Source organism: Bacillota bacterium LX-D, assembly GCA_031628995.1.
In the GTDB taxonomy this organism is placed as follows: Bacteria; Bacillota; DUOV01; order DUOV01; family Zhaonellaceae; genus JAVLUO01.
The window spans coordinates 134,096-152,561 of sequence record JAVLUO010000002.1 but is presented as its reverse complement, the minus strand read 5'-3'; the positions used below and the strand labels follow the sequence as shown (position 1 = coordinate 152,561).

The window sequence follows — 18,466 nt, the reverse complement described above, 5'->3', positions numbered from 1 at the left end:
TTGCTATGCTTCTTAGATAAAGCTTGCAATAATTGGAGCAAGAATCAGGGAGATAGTTCCCATAACTTTAATAACCGCATTTAATGACGGTCCAGCTGTATCTTTGAAGGGGTCACCAATAGTGTCACCTACAACTGCAGCTTTATGGGGTTCAGAACCTTTACCGCCATGGTTGCCTGCTTCAATGAATTTCTTCGCATTATCCCAAGCACCACCGGCATTAGCCATGGTCAGTGCCAATAAAACACCGGTAGTAGTACCGCCAACTAAGATACCTCCAATCATTGCCAGGGCTTTTTCCGGATTGAAGGCTGCAACACCAAAACCTACGATAATAAGTGTTGCAGGAGCCAGTAGACCGGGTATAATCATTTGTTTAATGGCAGCTCTAGTACTGATGTCGACACAAGTTTTGTAATCTGCTTTGGCTTTACCTTCCAGCAAACCGGGAATTTGTTTAAACTGGCGTCTTACTTCTTCGATCATTTCAAAAGCTGCTTTGCCAACTGCCCTCATAGCAAAGGAACAGAATAAGAAAGGAACAGTTGCACCAATAAAGACACCCATTAAAATAGTAGGATCTAAAACGTCTAAAGATGTTAACTCTGCTCTCTGTGCAAAAGCACTAAAGAGAGCTATGGCTGTAATTGCTGCAGAACCCATAGCAAAACCTTTCGCTACAGCTGCTGTAGTGTTACCGACAGCATCTAATTTATCTGTAACTTTACGTACTTTAGGATCCAACTCTGCCATTTCGGCAATACCGCCTGCGTTATCGGCGATAGGACCATAAGCATCAATAGCAACGATGGTACCAGCCATGGAAAGCATCCCCATAGCTGCTAAAGCAATGCCGTAGAAACCTTCTGCGCCGCCGCCAGGAACAAAGTAAGCAACGGCAACAGTAGCGATAATAATTACAATGGGAAGTGCAGTACTTTCTAAACCGACCGCGAAACCATAAATTACGTTAGTAGCAGGGCCTGTTTCAGATGCTTTGGCAATTGATTTAACAGGTCTGTATTCGCTGGCTGTATAGTACTGAGTAACTAAACCAATTAAAATATTGGCAATTAAACCTGCTACGACAGGAATATAAAATTTTACCGGGTTTTCAGGAATAAAGTAATTTACAAGGAAATAAGCTGCAATAGCTGTTAGGAAAAAAGCTGAATATAAACTTTTGTTTAAACCAGATTGAGGATTGCTATTTTCACTAGCACGTACAAAGAAGGTACCAATGATAGAAGCAATAATACCTGCAGCCCCAATTAACAAAGGAAGATAAACACCATTTATGCCAATATATGCTGCTCCCAGCAGCATAGCTGCAACTGAAGTAGCTGCATAGGATTCAAAAAGGTCTGCTCCCATACCAGCAACGTCACCAACGTTATCGCCTACGTTATCAGCAATAACAGCAGGGTTTCTGGGGTCATCCTCAGGAATTCCTGCTTCTACTTTACCTACTAAGTCCGCTCCTACGTCTGCAGCTTTGGTGAAAATACCGCCGCCAACACGGGCGAATAAAGCAATTAAGCTGGCACCAAAAGCAAAGCTATCGATCGCTTCAATTTTACTAGGATCTTGCCCAATGGCAAACATAAATAGCAAAATAACACCTAAAAGTCCTAGGCCAACAACTCCCATGCCCATTACCGAACCGCCACGGAAGGCGATTCCCAGAGCTTTGTTTAAGCTGCTTTGAGCCGCATTTGTTGTCCGCGCATTGGAACGGGTGGCAATATACATACCTATATAACCCGCAACGGCTGAAAACAAAGCTCCAACTAAGAAGGCAATACCTGTTTGCCATTTATAGTCGGAGAAGAAGCTTAATAAAAGGAAAATAATTAGTGCAATCGGGAGTAATGTCTTGTATTGACGATTAAGATAAGCCATTGCACCTTCTTGCACAGCTTCAGAAATTTCTTTCATCCTGTTATTGCCCATACTTTCTTTCAAAACTGAATGACTTAGGTAGGCGGCAAATACTAAACCTAATAATCCTGCAATAACTACATATGAAGACATGACGCACATCCTTTCTTTTTAAAAATTATTATGTATAAATGCGGTAAAAGAGGGAGTTATTTATTATACACAATTATGTATTATAGCATTGATAGCCTTTATTGACAATCTAGCATACAATTTCTACAAGTAAAAAATAGATACTATATGCATAATATAGGCTAAATTTCCAATGATATTAGGATTATTCACAAAATAGCTTTAAAATACACATACATATTTTTTTTATTTTAGGTCAAAATATAATTTAATACTTTTTAAGGTTTAGGTGAATCAGGTGCCCATTAAAAAAATTGTACTTTTTCTAATGCCACTACTGCTTCTTTTGCTGCCAAAAACTGCCTTGGCCCGGCCAGAAGGAAAAGTGGTACTGCTTTTTGTCGACAATTTAAGTATTTATGATTTAGCCAAGGTAAATTACCCCTATTTTAATTATATCTTGCACAAAGGGGGATTAGGACTTGTAAATACTAATACTGCAGGAAAAACTAATCCAGAAAATGCCTACTTAACAATTGCCGCTGGAACCAGAGCCGTAGGGTCAAATTGGTCCGGACAAGCTTTTAACAGCATAGAGCCCCCTTACTTCCTAACTAATGACTTAGACTTATTACAAGAAAAAATGGAACCTTCCTCTAAGACTTTATGGCAAACTGCCGTCGTCCACGAGGGTTTTTTTCAACTGCAAGCCTTAAATGCCAGGCTTAAATATCGGGTTAACCTAGGAGCCTTTGGTGATTTATTAAACTCTGCCCGTTTGAAACCAATTGTCTTAGGCAATGCCGATGCTTTTGGCAAGCCACGCCGTTTTGCAACTTTGCTGGCTGTGAATAGCTCCGGGAAAACGGGACCGGGAATTATCGACAAAAGAGTTTTAACCAAAGACCCTTCTTTCCCTTATTTATTACGCACAAATTATGCAAAATTATTTGCTTATTACTCTCAAGCTCTAAACAACTATAATTTTTTTGTTATGGAAACAGGCGATTTATGCCGCTTAGAAGAGTATAGAAATTATCTTGCTTCAAAAACTTATCAGCAAACGAAAAGCACTACTCTTCGTCGGGTAGATAATTTATTAGGAAAAATAATTCCCACTCTAGACCCTAAGAAAGATTTATTAGTGCTTCTTGCGCCTACTCCCAGTCAAGAAGATCAGTTAATTCACAGTAATTTAACTCCTTTACTCTTGTATGGGAAAAATATTGAGGCAGGCTTTTTAACTTCACCTAGCACTAGGCGTTTAGGTTTAGTAACTAATACAGATATTCTGCCTACAATTTTAAAGCACTGGGAGCTGCCAGTTCCCCCTTCCTTTGTTGGCAGGTCCATTTACAGCCAAAAAGCAGATAATACTTTAGCTTCTTTAGTGGAAATTAATACTCGCTTAGTTAGCAATTATAATCACCGGCCTCTTATCTTAAAGCCTTATATAATAATGCAAATTATCTTTATTTTAGGGTCTATTCCATTGCTGTTGTTTTTTAGCAAAAAAAGAGTTATCCAAGGGGTTACTTTTGGCACTATTTATTTTTTAATTGCCCCCTGGCTAATAATTATCTTTGGATTATGCCAAACAAAACTGCCTTTTTTATCGCTAGCTCTTTTTCTAGCACTGAATTTTATTTTAACTGCAGTTATTTATTATTTACCTTTAAATAATTTAAGAAAAATGCTTTGGATTGGACTAGCAACAGCCCTTACTTTAATGCTGGATTTATTATTCCAGCTGGGTTTAATTCAAAACTCACCCCTTGGTTATGACCCCATAATTGGAGCTCGATACTATGGCATTGGCAATGAACTTTCCGGCATCCTTATTGGCTCTATTTTACTTAGTATGCCTCTTTTCTTTACAGAAAAAAAACTTTTTTACAAAATAATAGGCGTCTCCTTACTTACCTTAGCTGCGTTGCTTATTTTTTTACCACAATTTGGGGCTGATGCCGGAGGCCTGATTACTACTTCCATTGCTTTCGGGTATCTGCTTTTCAGTTTTAGACAAAAAAAAAGGCCAGTACAGTTGGCAATTATCTTAAGCTTTTTGACGCTGCTGCTCCTTGGCGCTGTTTTGCTGGGAGATTTGTACTTAGATAAGAATAATTATTCCCACTTAGGGCTAGCCATTTATAATATTCTGCAGCAAGGTCCTGTAGCAGCATTAGATATTATTGAAAGAAAAGTAACCATGAATATTAAGCTCTTTAACTACTCTATTTGGACTAAGGCACTTATCTCTTTCATCCTTGCCTTTGCGGTCTTATTGTTCCGGCCTAGAGGCAGGGTGCTGCGGCTAAAAAAAGAAAACCCTGCTTTATATAAGTCCTTTAGTTCCATTTTAATCGCCAGCATTGTAGGCCTTATGGTTAACGATTCCGGCATCATTCAAGGAGCTACAACTTTCATCTATTTAATTTTTCCTTTAGTTTATTTAGCTAGAAATGATGAATTAGCTAAGTAAATACTTATGCTTTGGGAGAAGATTTTTTAAATTTAGTAAACAAGAGAATGCCTATGACTACTATAATAAATACTGCTATTAAAATAATTTTAATTTCGTGGGTTAAAGCCATTAATGCATCCCAATTTTCGCCTAATTTATAGCCTAAGTAAATAAATAAGATGTTCCAAGGCAAAACTCCTAAGAAAGTATAGCTAACAAACTTACTTAAAGACATTTTGGTAATTCCAGCGGGAAACGAAATAAAGGTTCTGACAATAGGTAATAATCTGCTAAAAAAGATGATTTTGTTGCCGTATTTATTAAACCATCTTTCGGCGATTAAAAATTTTGTTTTACTAAGGAAAAAATACTTTCCATAGTTTAAAACAAATGATCTGCCTCCAAAAAGACCTATATAGTAAGCAAAAACTGAACCAATAATGGAAGCTATGGTTGTTACAAAAACAACACCCCAAAAGCTTACATTCCCTTTAAAAGCCAAATATCCCGCTGCAGGAAGTATTATTTCGCTGGGAATGGGCACTCCCGTATTCTCTAAAAACATTCCAATGCTAATACCTAGGTAGCCCATTTCTCCCAGTCTATAGCCAATTTCTTTTAATAACTCAATTAGTTGTATGATGTTTCCCACCCCGACATGTTTTTATTTAATTATAGTACCAAATTGCTCCAAAATTCCTGCCAGTTCCTGGGCAAGACTTGCCCTAATTTTAATCTTTAATTTTATATCTGCACCATAGTCAGAATCGATTATTTGCGCGTCATATTTATGCAAATAATACTGAACATTATTGAAGTCTGCATAACTGCAATTGAAGGCAATAGGTTCAGAAATAATTTTAGTCACTATACCCGCCTGGTCTATTGCATCCTTGGCCACCCCTCCATAGGCATCAATTAATCCCCGGACCCCTAGTTTTTTGCCGCCGAAATAGCGAGTGACAACTACCACACAATTGGTCAGCCCCGAGGATTTAATGGCTCCTAAAATAGGTTTGCCTCCGGTGCCGCTTGGCTCTCCGTTGTCGTCAGAAAAAATAATTTCCTTTGTTCCTAGCCCTATGCTATAGGCAGAACAATTGTGAGTTGCCTGCTTATGCTTTTCTTTAACATCAGCGATGAAACTTTTAGCTTCCTTTTCAGAATCTACTTCTTGAACATGAGCAATAAATTCTGACCTGTTAATCACTGCCTTAACGACGGCAGACCTAGCTACTGTTTTATATTCGTCCAACATTTAGGCCTTGGGTATTTCCTCAAGAATAATTTTATGGTTAACCAAAGCCAAAGATTTAATTTTTGCGTTGAGAATTTTTTGCTCACCAAAAATGTTGCGCAGCAGGATGCCTTTTTCAAAAGGCTGTACTTCGTCAACTTGTTCTAAAATCAGCTCTTCTGTATCTCCTTTTTTTAGGTAAGCATTAGCTTCACACATTTTAAACAACTCCTTTTACATTTCTAAATATTATTATAGTCTTTTGTCAACATTTTACAAAATAAAAAAAGTCACAATAAACCTATAAACCCTCGTTGAGTTATAGGCCTTCATGACCTTTTAAACAATCTTTTCCGCCTTCTTGGCATACATATTCTATTCTACACTATTTTTAGATTCTATTCTACACTATTTTTAGATGTTCCTGCTTTTTTTAAAATATTTTTAAAACGTAATTCTTGACAGCACATGAAAATTTACCAAATCCAAAAATAGACAAGTATAGTATGGTTTTGTATAATATGCATAAGATATATTAAATTTCTACTAGGGAGTGATTTCTTTGCCAGCAGTACAAATTCTCGAGAACATTTACTGGGTAGGAGCCGTTGATTGGAATTTGCGTTATTTCCACGGACCTACATTAAGCGCTCATAAAGGAACTAGTTATAACGCCTACCTGGTGATGGATGAGAAAATTGCCTTGTTTGATACTGTCTATAAACCATTTACAGAGGATTTTATCAGCAATATTAAGGCTGTAGTGGATCCTGCCGAAATAGATTACATAATAGTCAATCATATTGAACCTGACCACTCCGGAGCCTTCCCTACAATGCTTAAACTCTGTCCCAAAGCTAAAATTTTCTGTACTCAAAAGGCAATGGAAGGTTTAATTAAGCTTTATAACGTCACTGCTGATTTTAATATTGTCAAAAGCGGCGATGAACTTGCTTTAGGAAAAAGAACTATTAAGTTTTTAGAAGCACCTATGCTCCATTGGCCTGATAGCATGTTCTCTTATTTAGAACAAGATGAACTGTTAATTTCTAACGATGCCTTTGGACAGCATTTAGCTTCCTCTGCTCTCTTCGACGATCAAGTTAATGAAGGAGAACTAATGGAAGAAGCAGCTAAATACTATGCTAATATTTTAGGGCCTTTCAGTCCTTTGGTTCTTAAGAAATTAGAAGAAGTCCAAAAAATGCATTTAAAAATTAAGATGATTGCACCTTCCCATGGTGTTATTTGGCGCTCTAACCCCAATAAAATTATTGAAGCTTACTTAAAGTGGGCTAAAGGGGAAAGCCAAAATAAAGCAATTATTGTTTACGACACTATGTGGGAAAGTACAGAGAAAATGGCTAAAGCCATTTTACGCGGCTTAGCCAGCCAAGATGTAGCTGTCCGCTTATATAAAGCATCTATTAGTGATTCCAATGATATTATGACCCAAGTTTGGGACGCTAAAGCTTTACTAGTGGGCTCTTCTACAATAAATAATGGCTTTTTGCCGGTGCTAGCGCCTTTCTTAGAAGAAGTTAAAGCATTAAAGCCAAGAAATAAAATTGGTGTTGCTTTTGGTTCTTACGGCTGGGGAGGCGGAGCTGTCAAATCTGTTGCCGAGTATTTGACTGCTGGGGGAATTAAAATCGCAGCAGAAAATATGCAGATTAAGTGGGCTCCTTCTGACGAAGAATTGGCTAAGTGCTATGCTTTAGGGCAGGAGTTAGGGAAGAAGATTAGGGAAATGGAATAAAGTAAAGAGGAATGGATGGATAAAGGAATGGGGACACACCGCTGATGTCCCCATTCTTTTTAAATTTCTACTGCTTTGTTTAGTTCAAAAAAGTAAAGGTACTTTTGTTTGACTTTTTTCCGCCAAATTGTTTCCACGGCTCTGGCGTAAGCGTTGAGCTGAATTCGATATTTGGTGACTAGTTTGTCCAGCTCTGCTTCAACTACCCAATCAGTTTTGTAATCTACAATTACTATTTCCCCATTTTCTTCCCAGAGGCAGTCAATAACTCCTTGCAGCAATATAGTTTCGCTGCTTTCCTTCAGTTCTGGATATAGTTCTGCTCCAGGAAGCATTAAACTAAATGGTACTTCTACCTGGACTTGTGGGGCAGCTTGTAATCTTTGCCCTAAGGGGGAAGCATAAAACATTGCTATTTGCCGGCAGTTTAATGCTGCTGCTTGTTCTTTAGTCAGTATTTCCTTAATCTGCAATTCAGCTAAGAATTCTGGCAATTTTTCCTCTGCAAAGGGAAGTCTTTTGTTTAGATGCTGAAGGAGTAAATGCAATGCTGTCCCTCGTTCTGCCCCAGTTAGTTTCTTGCTTTCCTGCAAAAATTTAGGCCTATCTTGGAAAACTATTTTTTCCTCATCTAATGCAGCTGCCTTTTGTGCAGCAAGGCGTTCTTTTAAATCGGATACCGTAAGCTTAGCAGGGATTTTGGCATACTCTTTGGGGTAAACCCAATCTAAGCACCTGGCAATTTGCTCTCCATGTTTATTGTCTATAGCCAAAGGTTTTAAATCTTTTATCTGTTCCCATTTAGAGTCTAGCGTTCTTGGCACTGCACTAGCCCCACAGTCCTGTCGATTCCAGACAACAATTTTCCAACAGGATGGGTCTTGACTACATTCCTGGGTCATTGGACCTTGAGAAGCTGCCAATTGGCGCAAAACATCACCATTAGAGTGTCTCATTAAGGCAGGCACCAGCCAATCTAAGCACTTTTTAGCAGTAGCTAATTTAACCTCAGGCAATGCCCAGCCTTCTGCCGGTATTTCTTGGCTCCAAGTTTCCAGTGCTTTACTTAAATCAGCAACTGAACCAAATAAAAGGAGTTTTTCTTTTGCTCTAGTCATGGCTACATAGAAAATGCGCAGTTCTTCGGCCAATAATTCCATTCTAAGTCTAGCGGCAATAGATTGTCTGGCTAAAGTAGGGTATTTAATCCGCAGCTGAGGGTCAACAAAAGCAGGTCCAAAACCTAATTCCTTATGAAGCAGCAGATCTTTGTTTAAATCCTGCAGATTAAATTCCTTGCCTAAATTAGCAACTATAACTACGGGAAATTCTAGGCCTTTACTTTTATGAATACTCATAATCCGGACTACATCTTCATTTTCTCCCAAAGCACCGGCAGCTCCTAAATCTTTCCCTCTTTCCTGGAGCCGCTCAATAAAGCGCAAAAAACGAAATAAGCCGCGAAAAGATGTTTTTTCATATTGCAGTGCCCGGTCATATAAAGCTTTTAAATTAGCCTGACGCTGAGCACCTCCCGGCATTCCTCCTACATAGTCATAATAGTTTGTGGTTCGGTATATATTCCAAATTAAGTCTGCCAGGGTATTTTGCCGTGCGAAAGTCCTCCAAAGATCTAACTTTGCCAAAAAATCGTGCAATTTTAGACCTAAGGGGTCAGTGTCCTGTGCCTTAAGCTCTACTGCTGTAAAAAAATCCTCATTTTTTGCACTGACCCGGATTTCTACCAGCTCCTCAGCTGTAAAGTTACCTATAGGGGAGCGGAGTACGGCTGTTAAAGGAATATCCTGTCTTGGATTATCAATGATTTTAAGCAAGGACAATACTGTAGCTACTTCTGCTGCCTCTAAATAGCCTGTTCCAAGTTCTGCATAAACTGGTATTCCCAGCTGACGAAATTCTTCTGCGAAGATATTTGCTTTGTTTTGGGTGGAGCGCAGGAGAATTACAATATCACGATAAGTTAAAGGGCGATAATCTTTAAGCCCTTGGTCATAAACAGCAAATTCCTGTTTACCAATCATTTCTTTAATCCTATTGCCTACTGCCCTAGCTTCTAACTGAATGCTGTCTAATTCCTCTGCTTCGTTATCTGGCCTGGTTTCTTCCGAGTTCGTACTAATCTCTGGACTTTTGCGGTCAATTAAATGGACTTCAATGGCACCGGGTGAACCATTCCCTTCCTGTTCAGGGTAGTTGGCACCATAAACTAATTCAGCTTCTGATGTATAGGCCATTTCCCCTACTTCTTTCGTCATAATTTGCCGAAAGATAAAGTTTGTGCCATCAACTATTTCCCGACGGCTGCGGAAATTTTTAGCTAAATCAATGCGCCGGGCGCAGTTCTCTTGTAAAATAAATTCATGATATTTTTGCAAAAAAAGCCCTGGCTCTGCCTGGCGAAAACGGTAGATGCTTTGTTTAACATCGCCTACTAAAAACAAATTCGACTCTGCTTCCTGACAGCAGATTAACTGTAGAATAGCTTCTTGGACACCGTTAATATCCTGGTATTCATCGACAAGTATTTCCGCAAATTGCTGTCTAAGTTCTAAAGCTAACTTTGAGGGAACAATGTTTTCCACTGTCGAAGTTGGGTCCAGCAAAAGCTGTAAAGTATAATGTTCCAAATCATTAAAGTCCACTAGCAGGCGTTCCCGTTTTTTTTGGCCATATAAATTTTGAAAATCTATGACTACTTGCTTTAAGGTTTGGAGTAAAGGTTCAATGTCAATTAAATCCTGACACAAGGACTGGGGTTCTCGGGTAAAAAAGTTCTTCCTTAAATCCTCAATAATTTTTTTGGCTTTATTGCGTAAATTTTTAGTCTGTTCCTTTAAGCCCTCATCCACATCTTTGCCGCAGCGTTTTAAACTTTTAAAAGTTACACTAGAAAAAGCTTCATACATTTTTCCCCACTTTAAAGCCGCAGCAGACTGTAATTCTGCCACTAAAACTAAATCATCTTTCAGGCTGGCTTCGTAATTAGCAGGCCCGCCGGGTTTAACCGTCAGCTTTAATGCTGATTTCAACAGTCCTTGTGCTTCGGTAAGTTTTAATGTAATATCTTTTTTTATGCTTTTTACCCAAATTAGTTCATCAAATTCCATATTTTCGTCGATTTTAAAGCAGTTTACATTTTGCTCCAGCCATTTTTCCGGCCAAGGCAAGCTCTTAAGAAAATCATCTAAACTCAGAACCATACTTTGCAGTCCTTCATCTCCCCGCTCCCCGCCGTAGCAGGAAGCCAGCAGAGCAAATTGACCATCCTCATCTTCAGCATAGTATTTTTCCATTATTTCTTCTAATACTTCTAAACGCAGTAAGGAAGCTTCTATTTCATCTGCAATTCGGAAATTTGGCTCCAAATCCAGCTGGTAAAAATTCTGCCGCACTAGCTCTAGGCAAAAGGAATGAAGGGTTGTAATGTGAGCTCGGTTTAACAGTAGCAGCTGTTTTTCCAAGTGAGCTGACTCTGGATGTTTATTTAAAGATACCACAATAGCTTGTCCAATTCTCTCCCGCATTTCTGCAGCAGCTGCATTGGTAAAAGTAACGACCAGCAAACTATCTACGTTTAAGGGTTTAGGTCCCTGGCTAATAAGGCGGATTATTCTTTCCACCAGAACAGCCGTTTTCCCTGAACCGGCGGCAGCAGCAACTAGTAAATTGCTTCCCCGATGGCAAATGGCTTCCAGCTGTTCTTTTGTCCAATTTCTCTCACTCATTTTCACCTTCCCCCTCTCCCGTAAGTTTTGACCAAATTTCTTCTTTATCTGCCGATTTCAGTAAACGGTAGGAATTATCCTCCAAAAGCAAATCAAAATGGCAAACTGCTTTATAGCTGCAAAATTGGCAAGCAGAAACATTGCCTTTGCGGTAAGGCTCCATTTTGATTTTGCCCCCTAATATTTCTTGGCCAAATTGTTTTAAAGTAACTTTCAGATGGTCCCTCAGAAGTTGAAACTGCTCTAAGGTAAGAATAGATGAATTTGTATAAATGTTATTATCCTGGCTTAAACCAACTGGAATTAAATCTGAATACTGATTAATTAGGCCATCCATTAGCTTAATTACTTCCGGTTTAGCTAAAACATAACCTTTCAGCTTAAATTCCTTCAGCAGCATTTCTTCCAGCTTTTCAATCGGCAGAGGGCCTGAAGTACTGATAAGAGGGTTCTGAACGCTAAAATAAAACATTCCGGCAGGCAAAAAGTCTGTTTCTTCCTCTATTTTTAAATTGCTTAAGATAATGTCTAAATAAGCCAAAAGCTGCAGCTTTAATCCATAATAAATATCGTCCAAATGGAGCTGGGAATAACCAGATTTGTAATCAATGATTCTTAAATAACATTGTCCGTTCTGCTGTGCTAAGTCAATGCGGTCAATCCGACCGGAAAGTTCCATGGCCCAGCCTTCTCCCAGTTCAAAAACAACTGCCGGCAGCATTTCTCCCGGGAAGGCAAATTCCAAACCAAAGGGCTTAAATTGACCTCTTTTGGCATGTTCAGCTAAAACATAAGCAGTCCGTAAAATTGTATTTTCCAACTTAGTAGTTAAGTGACGATATTTAGCACTGCTTAAGAGAATTTCATCTTGAAGCTTTGGCACAAGTTCTGCCATAACTTGGTGGACTATTTGCCGACAGTCTTCCCGGCTTAAATTTCTCCAATCTAGTGCATCATTGTCAACCTTCTCCACAAAATTTTTTAAAGCCGCATGAAAAATTTGCCCTAAATCAGGGGCAGCAAGTTTATGGACTGCCCTCTCTTTTAGTTTTAAGCCATAGGCTAAAAAATGAGCAAAGGGGCATGAGGAAAATTTCTCCAGCTGAGAAATGCTGCCTTTTAATTTGTTTCCGTAAAGTGCACTGCTGCTTTTTTGAGGAATCCTATTTTGATTATTGGTATGAAAAAGGCTCCGCAAAACCTGATGACTTTTCTCCCGCCAAAGGCTGCTTTGGGCATAGTAATTATAGACTTCCCACCAAAGGGAGTTTATTGTTTCCCCTGCCTTAGCTTCTCTCAGCTGAGCTGCCAGAATAGCTAAGGTACGCTGAGGATGAGTAATATATTGGAAAGCATCAGTATTTAAATCACGAGGCTCCGAACTGCACTCTTCTAATTTTACTTGGGGCAGCAGTTCCTTGATTCGTCCTATCACAATAGAGGGACGTAAAGCAGTTCCTTCTTCATCTGCCAGAGGGTAGCTGAGCCACAAACGCTGGCTAGCTCTGGTTAAAGCAGTGTAGATTAAAAATCTTTCCTCCAAAAGCCGCTGACGGCTATCTGGAGCTAAAACCAATCCCTTAGCTGCCAAGTGCTCTCTTTCCCCATCTTTCAATAATCCATCATTTTTAACTTTTGCCGGCAGGACACCGTCGTTTAAACCTAAGACAAAAGCTGCTCGGAGATGAGGATTGCGGGACCGATCCATGCTGTTTACTAGTACTTGATCTAGTCCAGGAGGAATTAAACCTAAATTAAGACTATCTAAGCCAATTTCTAAAATTTTGGCATATTCCTCCAAAGAAAGCTCCTGACTCCCTAATGCTTCTACCATTTGATCGAAAAGCTGTAAAATACTGCCCCAGACCTGAGTATGTTCCTTAGATTTTTCCAGTTTTCCTTGATCCTCTGCCTTTAGAGCCCACTTTTCCAAGGCACTCTGCACCTTTAAATCGGCTAAAAGGTAGTATAAAGCCTCTGTTATTTCACGTACAGTTTTGGCCTTACTAAGCCTTTTTGCAAAGAGCAGCAGTTCACGAACAGCCTTATTTTTACTATTATTTATTCTAGTCAGTTTTTCTTCTTCTTGAAGGGACAGGGGCTGTTCCCCTTCATCAACTGCGCAGCGGCGGCGGTAACGCCAAGGTTTACCATCAAACCATTTTTTGCCTCGCAAGCCATAGGCCAAACAATAATTTTCCAACTCATCAATTTCCGCTCTCGACAAGGGAATTAAATCAGTTTTTAAATACCTGAAAATTGGGTCATGCTGCCATTTACTCGTTACAACCTCTAAAGCTGAGCGCAGCAGCTCAGCCACAGGATGATATTTAACAGGTTTTTTGCGATCAATAAAAACAGGCAGCTCATAATCTTCAAAAACAGTTAAGATTAAATCTTGGTAAGGGTCTAAATCTCGAAGGATTAAGGCTATTTCCCCTAAGGCATATCCTTCATCTCTGCACATGCGGCGAATTTCCCTTGCTACCCCTTCTACTTCCCCTCGGCGATTGGCAGCTGCAATTAAGCGGATATTATGAACATCTTCTTCTACTCTTAAAGGCTTAATTGGGTAGGAAAAAAAATATTTCTCCACATGGGCTAGTTCCGGCGCCTGGTTAAATCGCAGTGGTTGGCTAGGAAGTATTAAGGGTGGAATAATTTCAACTCCTGATTTTTTAGCTAACTTTTCTATTTTTTCTTTAGACTGCAGAGTAAATTGAGAATCGTCTAAACAGAAAGTTATTTTAACTTTTTCTGCCGCAAGCAGCAACTGTTCAATAACTCGATACTCTTGAGGCGTAAAACCTGTAAAACCATCTAGCCAAATTTTAGCACCTGAAAATAAAGCCGATTTATGTATTTTTTCTGCTAAGAGAGATAAATAATCATCAGGGTCAAGATAGCCCTGGGCTAAGTATTCTTCTAGAGCTGCCAGAAGTACCCGTAAATCATGTATTTTTTCCTCTAACAATCCTTGGTCTTGTAAATTTCCAGAGTTTAATACAGCGTCAAGAGTTTGGGGAGTTTGGCAGTAAAGTTTTAATTCGGACAAAGCACCTGCTAAACTATCAACAAATCCAGGCTGATCTGCGGCATGATAGAATATTTTTAAGTCATTTTTTCTTTCCTCGATTAGACTGCGGAGAACCATTCTTTTGCCTAACTCGTCAAGGTGAACACGACTACAGCCTCCAACTTCCTGCATAACTTTCCATGCTAATCGATGAAAGCTAAAAACTTGGGCCCGAATCATCCCTCCTAAACCAGGAGTCTTAGCCAGCATAACTTCGCTTTGAAATGTGGCCTGCTCAGGGACTAGGAAAATCAAAGGAGAACCTTCCGGCCTTGTGCGCAGTTCTTGACGCAGTTCTTCCAAACAAATATGTGTTTTTCCCGTTCCAGCACGGCCTAAAATAAACTGGAGTCTCAAAATATCACCTTCCTTATATGGTTAGGGGACACACCTCTTATGCAGCAATTATATCAGAAGAGGAATGTCCCCAATAGGTTAGAAGATACACTTTTTTACGAGAGGCAGAAAAAAGAGGCAGGAGGCAAGATTATAATATTCCTCTTGCTTCTGCCTCTTAAGGGTCATTCCCCTATTTAATCAAACTAAGAAATTAGTTTTTTAACTTTGGCAGCAACTTCCTCCGGGTCTACTTTTATTCTAGCTGCCCCGCTGTCCATAGCTGCTTTGGCTACGCTGGCTGCGACAGTTGGTGCGATACGAGGGTCAAAAGGATCTGGCATAATGAAATCTTCTTTTAGATCCTGATCATCCACTAGACCAGCTATGGCGTAGGCAGCAGCTATTTTCATTTCTTCGTTGATATCCGTAGCTCGAACATCTAAAGCTCCCCGAAATACCCCTGGAAAAGCTAGGGAATTATTGACTTGATTTGGAAAATCAGAACGTCCTGTTCCGATAACTTTAGCTCCTGCTTTTTTGGCCTCGTCAGGCAATATTTCCGGCACTGGGTTAGCCATTGCCAGAATCACAGGGTTGGATGCCATTGTTTTAACCATTTCCCCATTTAAGATATTTCCGGCAGAAACACCAACGAAGACATCTGCTCCGGGCAAAATTTCGGCTAAAGTTCCTTGAATTTTTTCTCTGTTGGTAATTTTAACCATTTCCCCTTGGGCAGTATTTAAGCCTGGGCAGCCTTCATACAAGGCACCTTGTCGATCACAAAGGATAGGGTTTTGAATGCCAATTTTCATTAGTAATTTGGTAATGGCAATACCTGCTGATCCCGCTCCATTAACAACTACCTTGATTTTCTTCAAATCCTTTTTTACCAGTTTAACTGCGTTAAGCATAGCTGCTGCTACAACAATGGCAGTTCCATGTTGGTCATCGTGAAAAACTGGTATTGTGCATTCTTCCTTTAAACGCCTTTCGATTTCAAAGCAGCTAGGTGCAGCTATATCTTCCAGGTTAATGCCGCCAAAAGTAGGTTCTAAATTTTTAACAATACCAACTACTTCTTCCACATCGGTGCTGTGAATACAAATTGGGAAAGCATCGATTCCAGCAAATGTTTTAAATAAAACTGCCTTTCCCTCCATAACAGGCAGGGCAGCTTCAGGTCCAATGTTGCCCAGTCCCAAAACAGCAGTACCATTACTGACTACGGCTACCATATTGCCTTTATTGGTATAGTCATAAACCTTATCAATCTCTGCTGCAATTTCTTTACAAGGCTCTGCAACTCCCGGTGTATATGCTAAACTCAATTCATATCCATTAGTTACGGGAACTTTGCTTTCTATTTTTAGCTTACCTGTATGCTTGACATGCAATTGTAATGCTTCTTCTCTTAAAGACATAGTTTTCCTCCTTGTAAATTTATGCCCTAGCCTAAACTAGGGCATGTGCCGTGTCCATTTTAAATTTCGTAAGTTATTCTAAGCTATCCGTTACTGATGCTTAGTTGTCTTCCTTGCTTAAGATTTAATAATTGGGAACAATATTCAATAATTTCTCTGCGCCGTACAATACCAATAAAGATACCACAATCGTCGACTACTGGTACAAAATTCTGCATTTCCGCTAATTCGAGCAAATCCAGCATTTCAGCGTCAATAAATACAGCTTTATTTGTTACCCTCCGTGGTACTTCTGCTAAAGTATGCTTGTGGGCATTGGAAAAAGTTAAATCAGGTGTATTTTTGATTTTCCAAAGGAGATCTCCCTCTGTTAAAGTACCCACATATTTTCCGCACTGATCAATAATTGGTACAGCCGTATACCGATGATGTTCCATTTTTTCTAAAGCTTGCCTAATAGTTGACTTTGATGTTAAATAGACAACATCTTTTTTTGGCAACAGAAAAAAGGCGATGTTCATATAGTTTTATCACCCTCCCAAGATTATTATATAGTTATAGTTGGAAGTTTACCAGCATCTTAGGAAGGTCTTTGGCAATTATACATAATACTTTACCCTGTTTTTAGACATATTTGCTTAGAATAAATAAAAAAGCAATTGGCAGCAATACTTTAGCCAATTGCCTTTTCTACAATTATTTTAAGCCAGCAGTAAACGGTCATTGTCTAAGGAATTTCCGCTGGTACTTGCAAATAATTTTAATAAATCTTCCACTTGCATTTTTTTCTTGGTTTGCTCATCTAGGTCTAAAACAATTTTACCCTCGTGCATCATTATCATACGATTGCCGTAGTGTAAAGCATCCTTCATATTATGCGTTATCATAATGGTCGTTAATTTATATTTATCAATAAGCTTTTCAGTTAAGTTCAATACTTTTTGCGCTGTTTTAGGATCTAAAGCAGCTGTATGTTCATCTAATAATAAAAGCTCCGGCTTAATTAAGGTGGCCATTAAAAGGGTTAATGCCTGGCGCTGACCGCCAGAAAGTAGTCCCACTTTGGTTTTTAAACGGTTTTCTAAGCCTAAATCTAACTGAGTCAACTGTTCCTTAAATAAAGCCCTTTCTCCCTTAGTAATTCCCCATTTTAAACCTCTGGACTTACCTCTGCGGTAAGCCATGGCTAAATTCTCTTCTACAGTCATGGACGCAGCTGTCCCTAACATAGGGTCTTGAAATACTCTGCCTATACAGGCAGCTCTCTTGTGTTCCGGTTGAGAACTGATTTTAGCTTCTCCAATGCTAATGGAGCCTTGATCAATCATAAAGCCGCCGGCTATGGCATTGAGTAAAGTTGATTTACCAGCACCGTTGCCTCCAATAACAGTAACAAAATCCCCCGACTGTAAGTTGATGTTTACTCCATTTAAGGCAACTTTTTCGTTGACACTGCCTGCATTAAATATCTTGTGAACATTTTGAATGGTAAGCATTTCCCGCACCTCTTTTTAAATCGAAAAACTTCTGTACTTTGTTTGTAACAATTGGTGATGCTAGAGCAATGGTAACAATCAACGCTGTCAACAGTCTTAAATCTGTTGGAGGCAGTCCAAGTTGCAGCACAATAGCTATAACTAAGCGATATACAATAGAACCTAGTACTACAGCTAAAATATTCCTTAATAAATTGGTGGTGCCAAAGATTACTTCTCCAATAATAATTGAAGCCAAACCCACCACAATTGTTCCAATACCCATGCCCACGTCGGCAAAGCTTTGGTATTGGGCAACTAAAGCTCCCGATAAGGCAACTAAGCTATTGCTTAGACCTAAACCAAGGATAATCATTAAATTTGTGTTGACTCCAAGGCTTCTAATCATCTGGGCATTGTCACCAGTAGCGCGCATAGCAAATCCCATCTCTGTCTTTAAAAACCACCATAAAAGCAGGGATACAATGACAGCAAAGGCTAAGCCAAGAATCAGCACTGCTAGTTTACTGTCAATTCCCAGGTTTTCTGCGCTGGTGATAATTGTATCCATCCGCAAAAGGGAAATATTAGCTTGCCCCATAATGCGCAAGTTTATTGAGTAAAGAGCAATCATACTTAGAATCCCTGATAACAAAGGAGCTATTTTAAACTGGGTATGGAGAATTCCAGTTACAATTCCAGCCAGTATTCCGGCTAAAAAGGCAATTAAAGTACCTAACCAGGGGTCAGAGCCGCTAAAGATAATTTTAGCGGCTACGGCTGCTCCAAGGGCAAAACTGCCGTCAACAGTTAAATCGGCATAGTCTAGAACTCGAAAGCTTATATAAACTCCTAGTACCATTAAGGACCATAGTAATCCTTGTTCAAGTGCTCCAAAAAAAATGCTTATATCCATAACTGTCCACCTATCAC

Annotated in this window: 12 protein-coding genes; 2 read left to right on the top strand and 10 right to left on the bottom strand. The window is 39.4% G+C overall.

Annotated elements, in window-relative coordinates; translation table 11 throughout:
* Positions 1–12 precede the first annotated feature (12 nt).
* Positions 13–2,043: a sodium-translocating pyrophosphatase gene (locus RDV78_03150; protein ID MDS1029498.1), complete on the bottom strand. Its 2,031-nt coding sequence runs from the start codon at positions 2,041–2,043 to the stop codon at positions 13–15.
* Between the two features lie 268 nt (positions 2,044–2,311).
* Between RDV78_03150 and RDV78_03145 the strand changes: the two genes are divergently transcribed.
* Entirely contained in the window at positions 2,312–4,495 is a 2,184-nt protein-coding gene (locus RDV78_03145; GenBank protein MDS1029497.1) for a hypothetical protein, read from the top strand.
* Between the two features lie 4 nt (positions 4,496–4,499).
* Here the strand turns inward: RDV78_03145 and RDV78_03140 are convergent, their stop codons facing one another.
* The 3 genes from RDV78_03140 to RDV78_03130 are packed head-to-tail and all read right to left on the bottom strand — an operon-like array spanning position 4,500 to position 5,933.
* Positions 4,500–5,129, bottom strand: a complete 630-nt coding sequence (locus RDV78_03140) for a DedA family protein (GenBank protein MDS1029496.1) — start codon at positions 5,127–5,129, stop codon at positions 4,500–4,502.
* Positions 5,130–5,141: 12 nt separating this feature from the next.
* Positions 5,142–5,735, bottom strand: coding sequence for a YigZ family protein (locus RDV78_03135; protein MDS1029495.1), 594 nt, complete (start codon positions 5,733–5,735; stop codon positions 5,142–5,144).
* Positions 5,736–5,933 carry a CooT family nickel-binding protein gene (locus tag RDV78_03130; GenBank protein ID MDS1029494.1) on the bottom strand — a complete coding sequence of 66 codons (198 nt, stop codon included), beginning with the start codon at positions 5,931–5,933 and terminating at the stop codon, positions 5,736–5,738.
* Between the two features lie 343 nt (positions 5,934–6,276).
* On the opposite strand from RDV78_03130, the gene RDV78_03125 reads away from it, so the two are divergent.
* A complete protein-coding gene (locus RDV78_03125; GenBank protein ID MDS1029493.1) occupies positions 6,277–7,473 on the top strand; it encodes a flavodoxin domain-containing protein in 1,197 nt (398 codons plus the stop codon).
* 59 nt (positions 7,474–7,532) lie between these two features.
* Here the strand turns inward: RDV78_03125 and addA are convergent, their stop codons facing one another.
* From addA to RDV78_03095, 6 genes are all read right to left on the bottom strand, one after another.
* A complete protein-coding gene (gene addA / locus RDV78_03120; protein MDS1029492.1) occupies positions 7,533–11,219 on the bottom strand; it encodes a helicase-exonuclease AddAB subunit AddA in 3,687 nt (1,228 codons plus the stop codon).
* Positions 11,212–14,652 (bottom strand): helicase-exonuclease AddAB subunit AddB, encoded by a 3,441-nt coding sequence (gene addB, locus RDV78_03115; GenBank protein ID MDS1029491.1) that lies wholly within the window; start codon positions 14,650–14,652, stop codon positions 11,212–11,214. The genes addA and addB overlap by 8 nt, the downstream gene beginning before the upstream one ends.
* Before the next feature lie 185 nt (positions 14,653–14,837).
* Entirely contained in the window at positions 14,838–16,058 is a 1,221-nt protein-coding gene (locus RDV78_03110) for a malic enzyme-like NAD(P)-binding protein (GenBank protein ID MDS1029490.1), read from the bottom strand.
* A gap of 83 nt (positions 16,059–16,141) precedes the next feature.
* Positions 16,142–16,579, bottom strand: coding sequence for a CBS domain-containing protein (locus RDV78_03105; GenBank protein MDS1029489.1), 438 nt, complete (start codon positions 16,577–16,579; stop codon positions 16,142–16,144).
* Positions 16,580–16,759: 180 nt separating this feature from the next.
* Positions 16,760–17,554: an ABC transporter ATP-binding protein gene (locus tag RDV78_03100; GenBank protein MDS1029488.1), complete on the bottom strand. Its 795-nt coding sequence runs from the start codon at positions 17,552–17,554 to the stop codon at positions 16,760–16,762.
* Positions 17,520–18,449 carry an ABC transporter permease gene (locus RDV78_03095; protein MDS1029487.1) on the bottom strand — a complete coding sequence of 310 codons (930 nt, stop codon included), beginning with the start codon at positions 18,447–18,449 and terminating at the stop codon, positions 17,520–17,522. Before RDV78_03095 ends, RDV78_03100 begins: the two co-directional genes overlap by 35 nt.
* Positions 18,450–18,466: the final 17 nt, after the last annotated feature.

Coding starts and splice junctions, on each gene's coding strand:
- RDV78_03105 (MDS1029489.1), bottom strand. CDS start 16,579: ATGAACATCGCCTTTTTTCTGTTGCCAAAAAAAGATGTTGTCTATTTA.
- addA (MDS1029492.1), bottom strand. CDS start 11,219: ATGAGTGAGAGAAATTGGACAAAAGAACAGCTGGAAGCCATTTGCCAT.
- RDV78_03095 (MDS1029487.1), bottom strand. CDS start 18,449: ATGGATATAAGCATTTTTTTTGGAGCACTTGAACAAGGATTACTATGG.
- RDV78_03135 (MDS1029495.1), bottom strand. CDS start 5,735: ATGTTGGACGAATATAAAACAGTAGCTAGGTCTGCCGTCGTTAAGGCA.
- RDV78_03150 (MDS1029498.1), bottom strand. CDS start 2,043: ATGTGCGTCATGTCTTCATATGTAGTTATTGCAGGATTATTAGGTTTA.
- RDV78_03100 (MDS1029488.1), bottom strand. CDS start 17,554: ATGCTTACCATTCAAAATGTTCACAAGATATTTAATGCAGGCAGTGTC.
- RDV78_03110 (MDS1029490.1), bottom strand. CDS start 16,058: ATGTCTTTAAGAGAAGAAGCATTACAATTGCATGTCAAGCATACAGGT.
- RDV78_03130 (MDS1029494.1), bottom strand. CDS start 5,933: ATGTGTGAAGCTAATGCTTACCTAAAAAAAGGAGATACAGAAGAGCTG.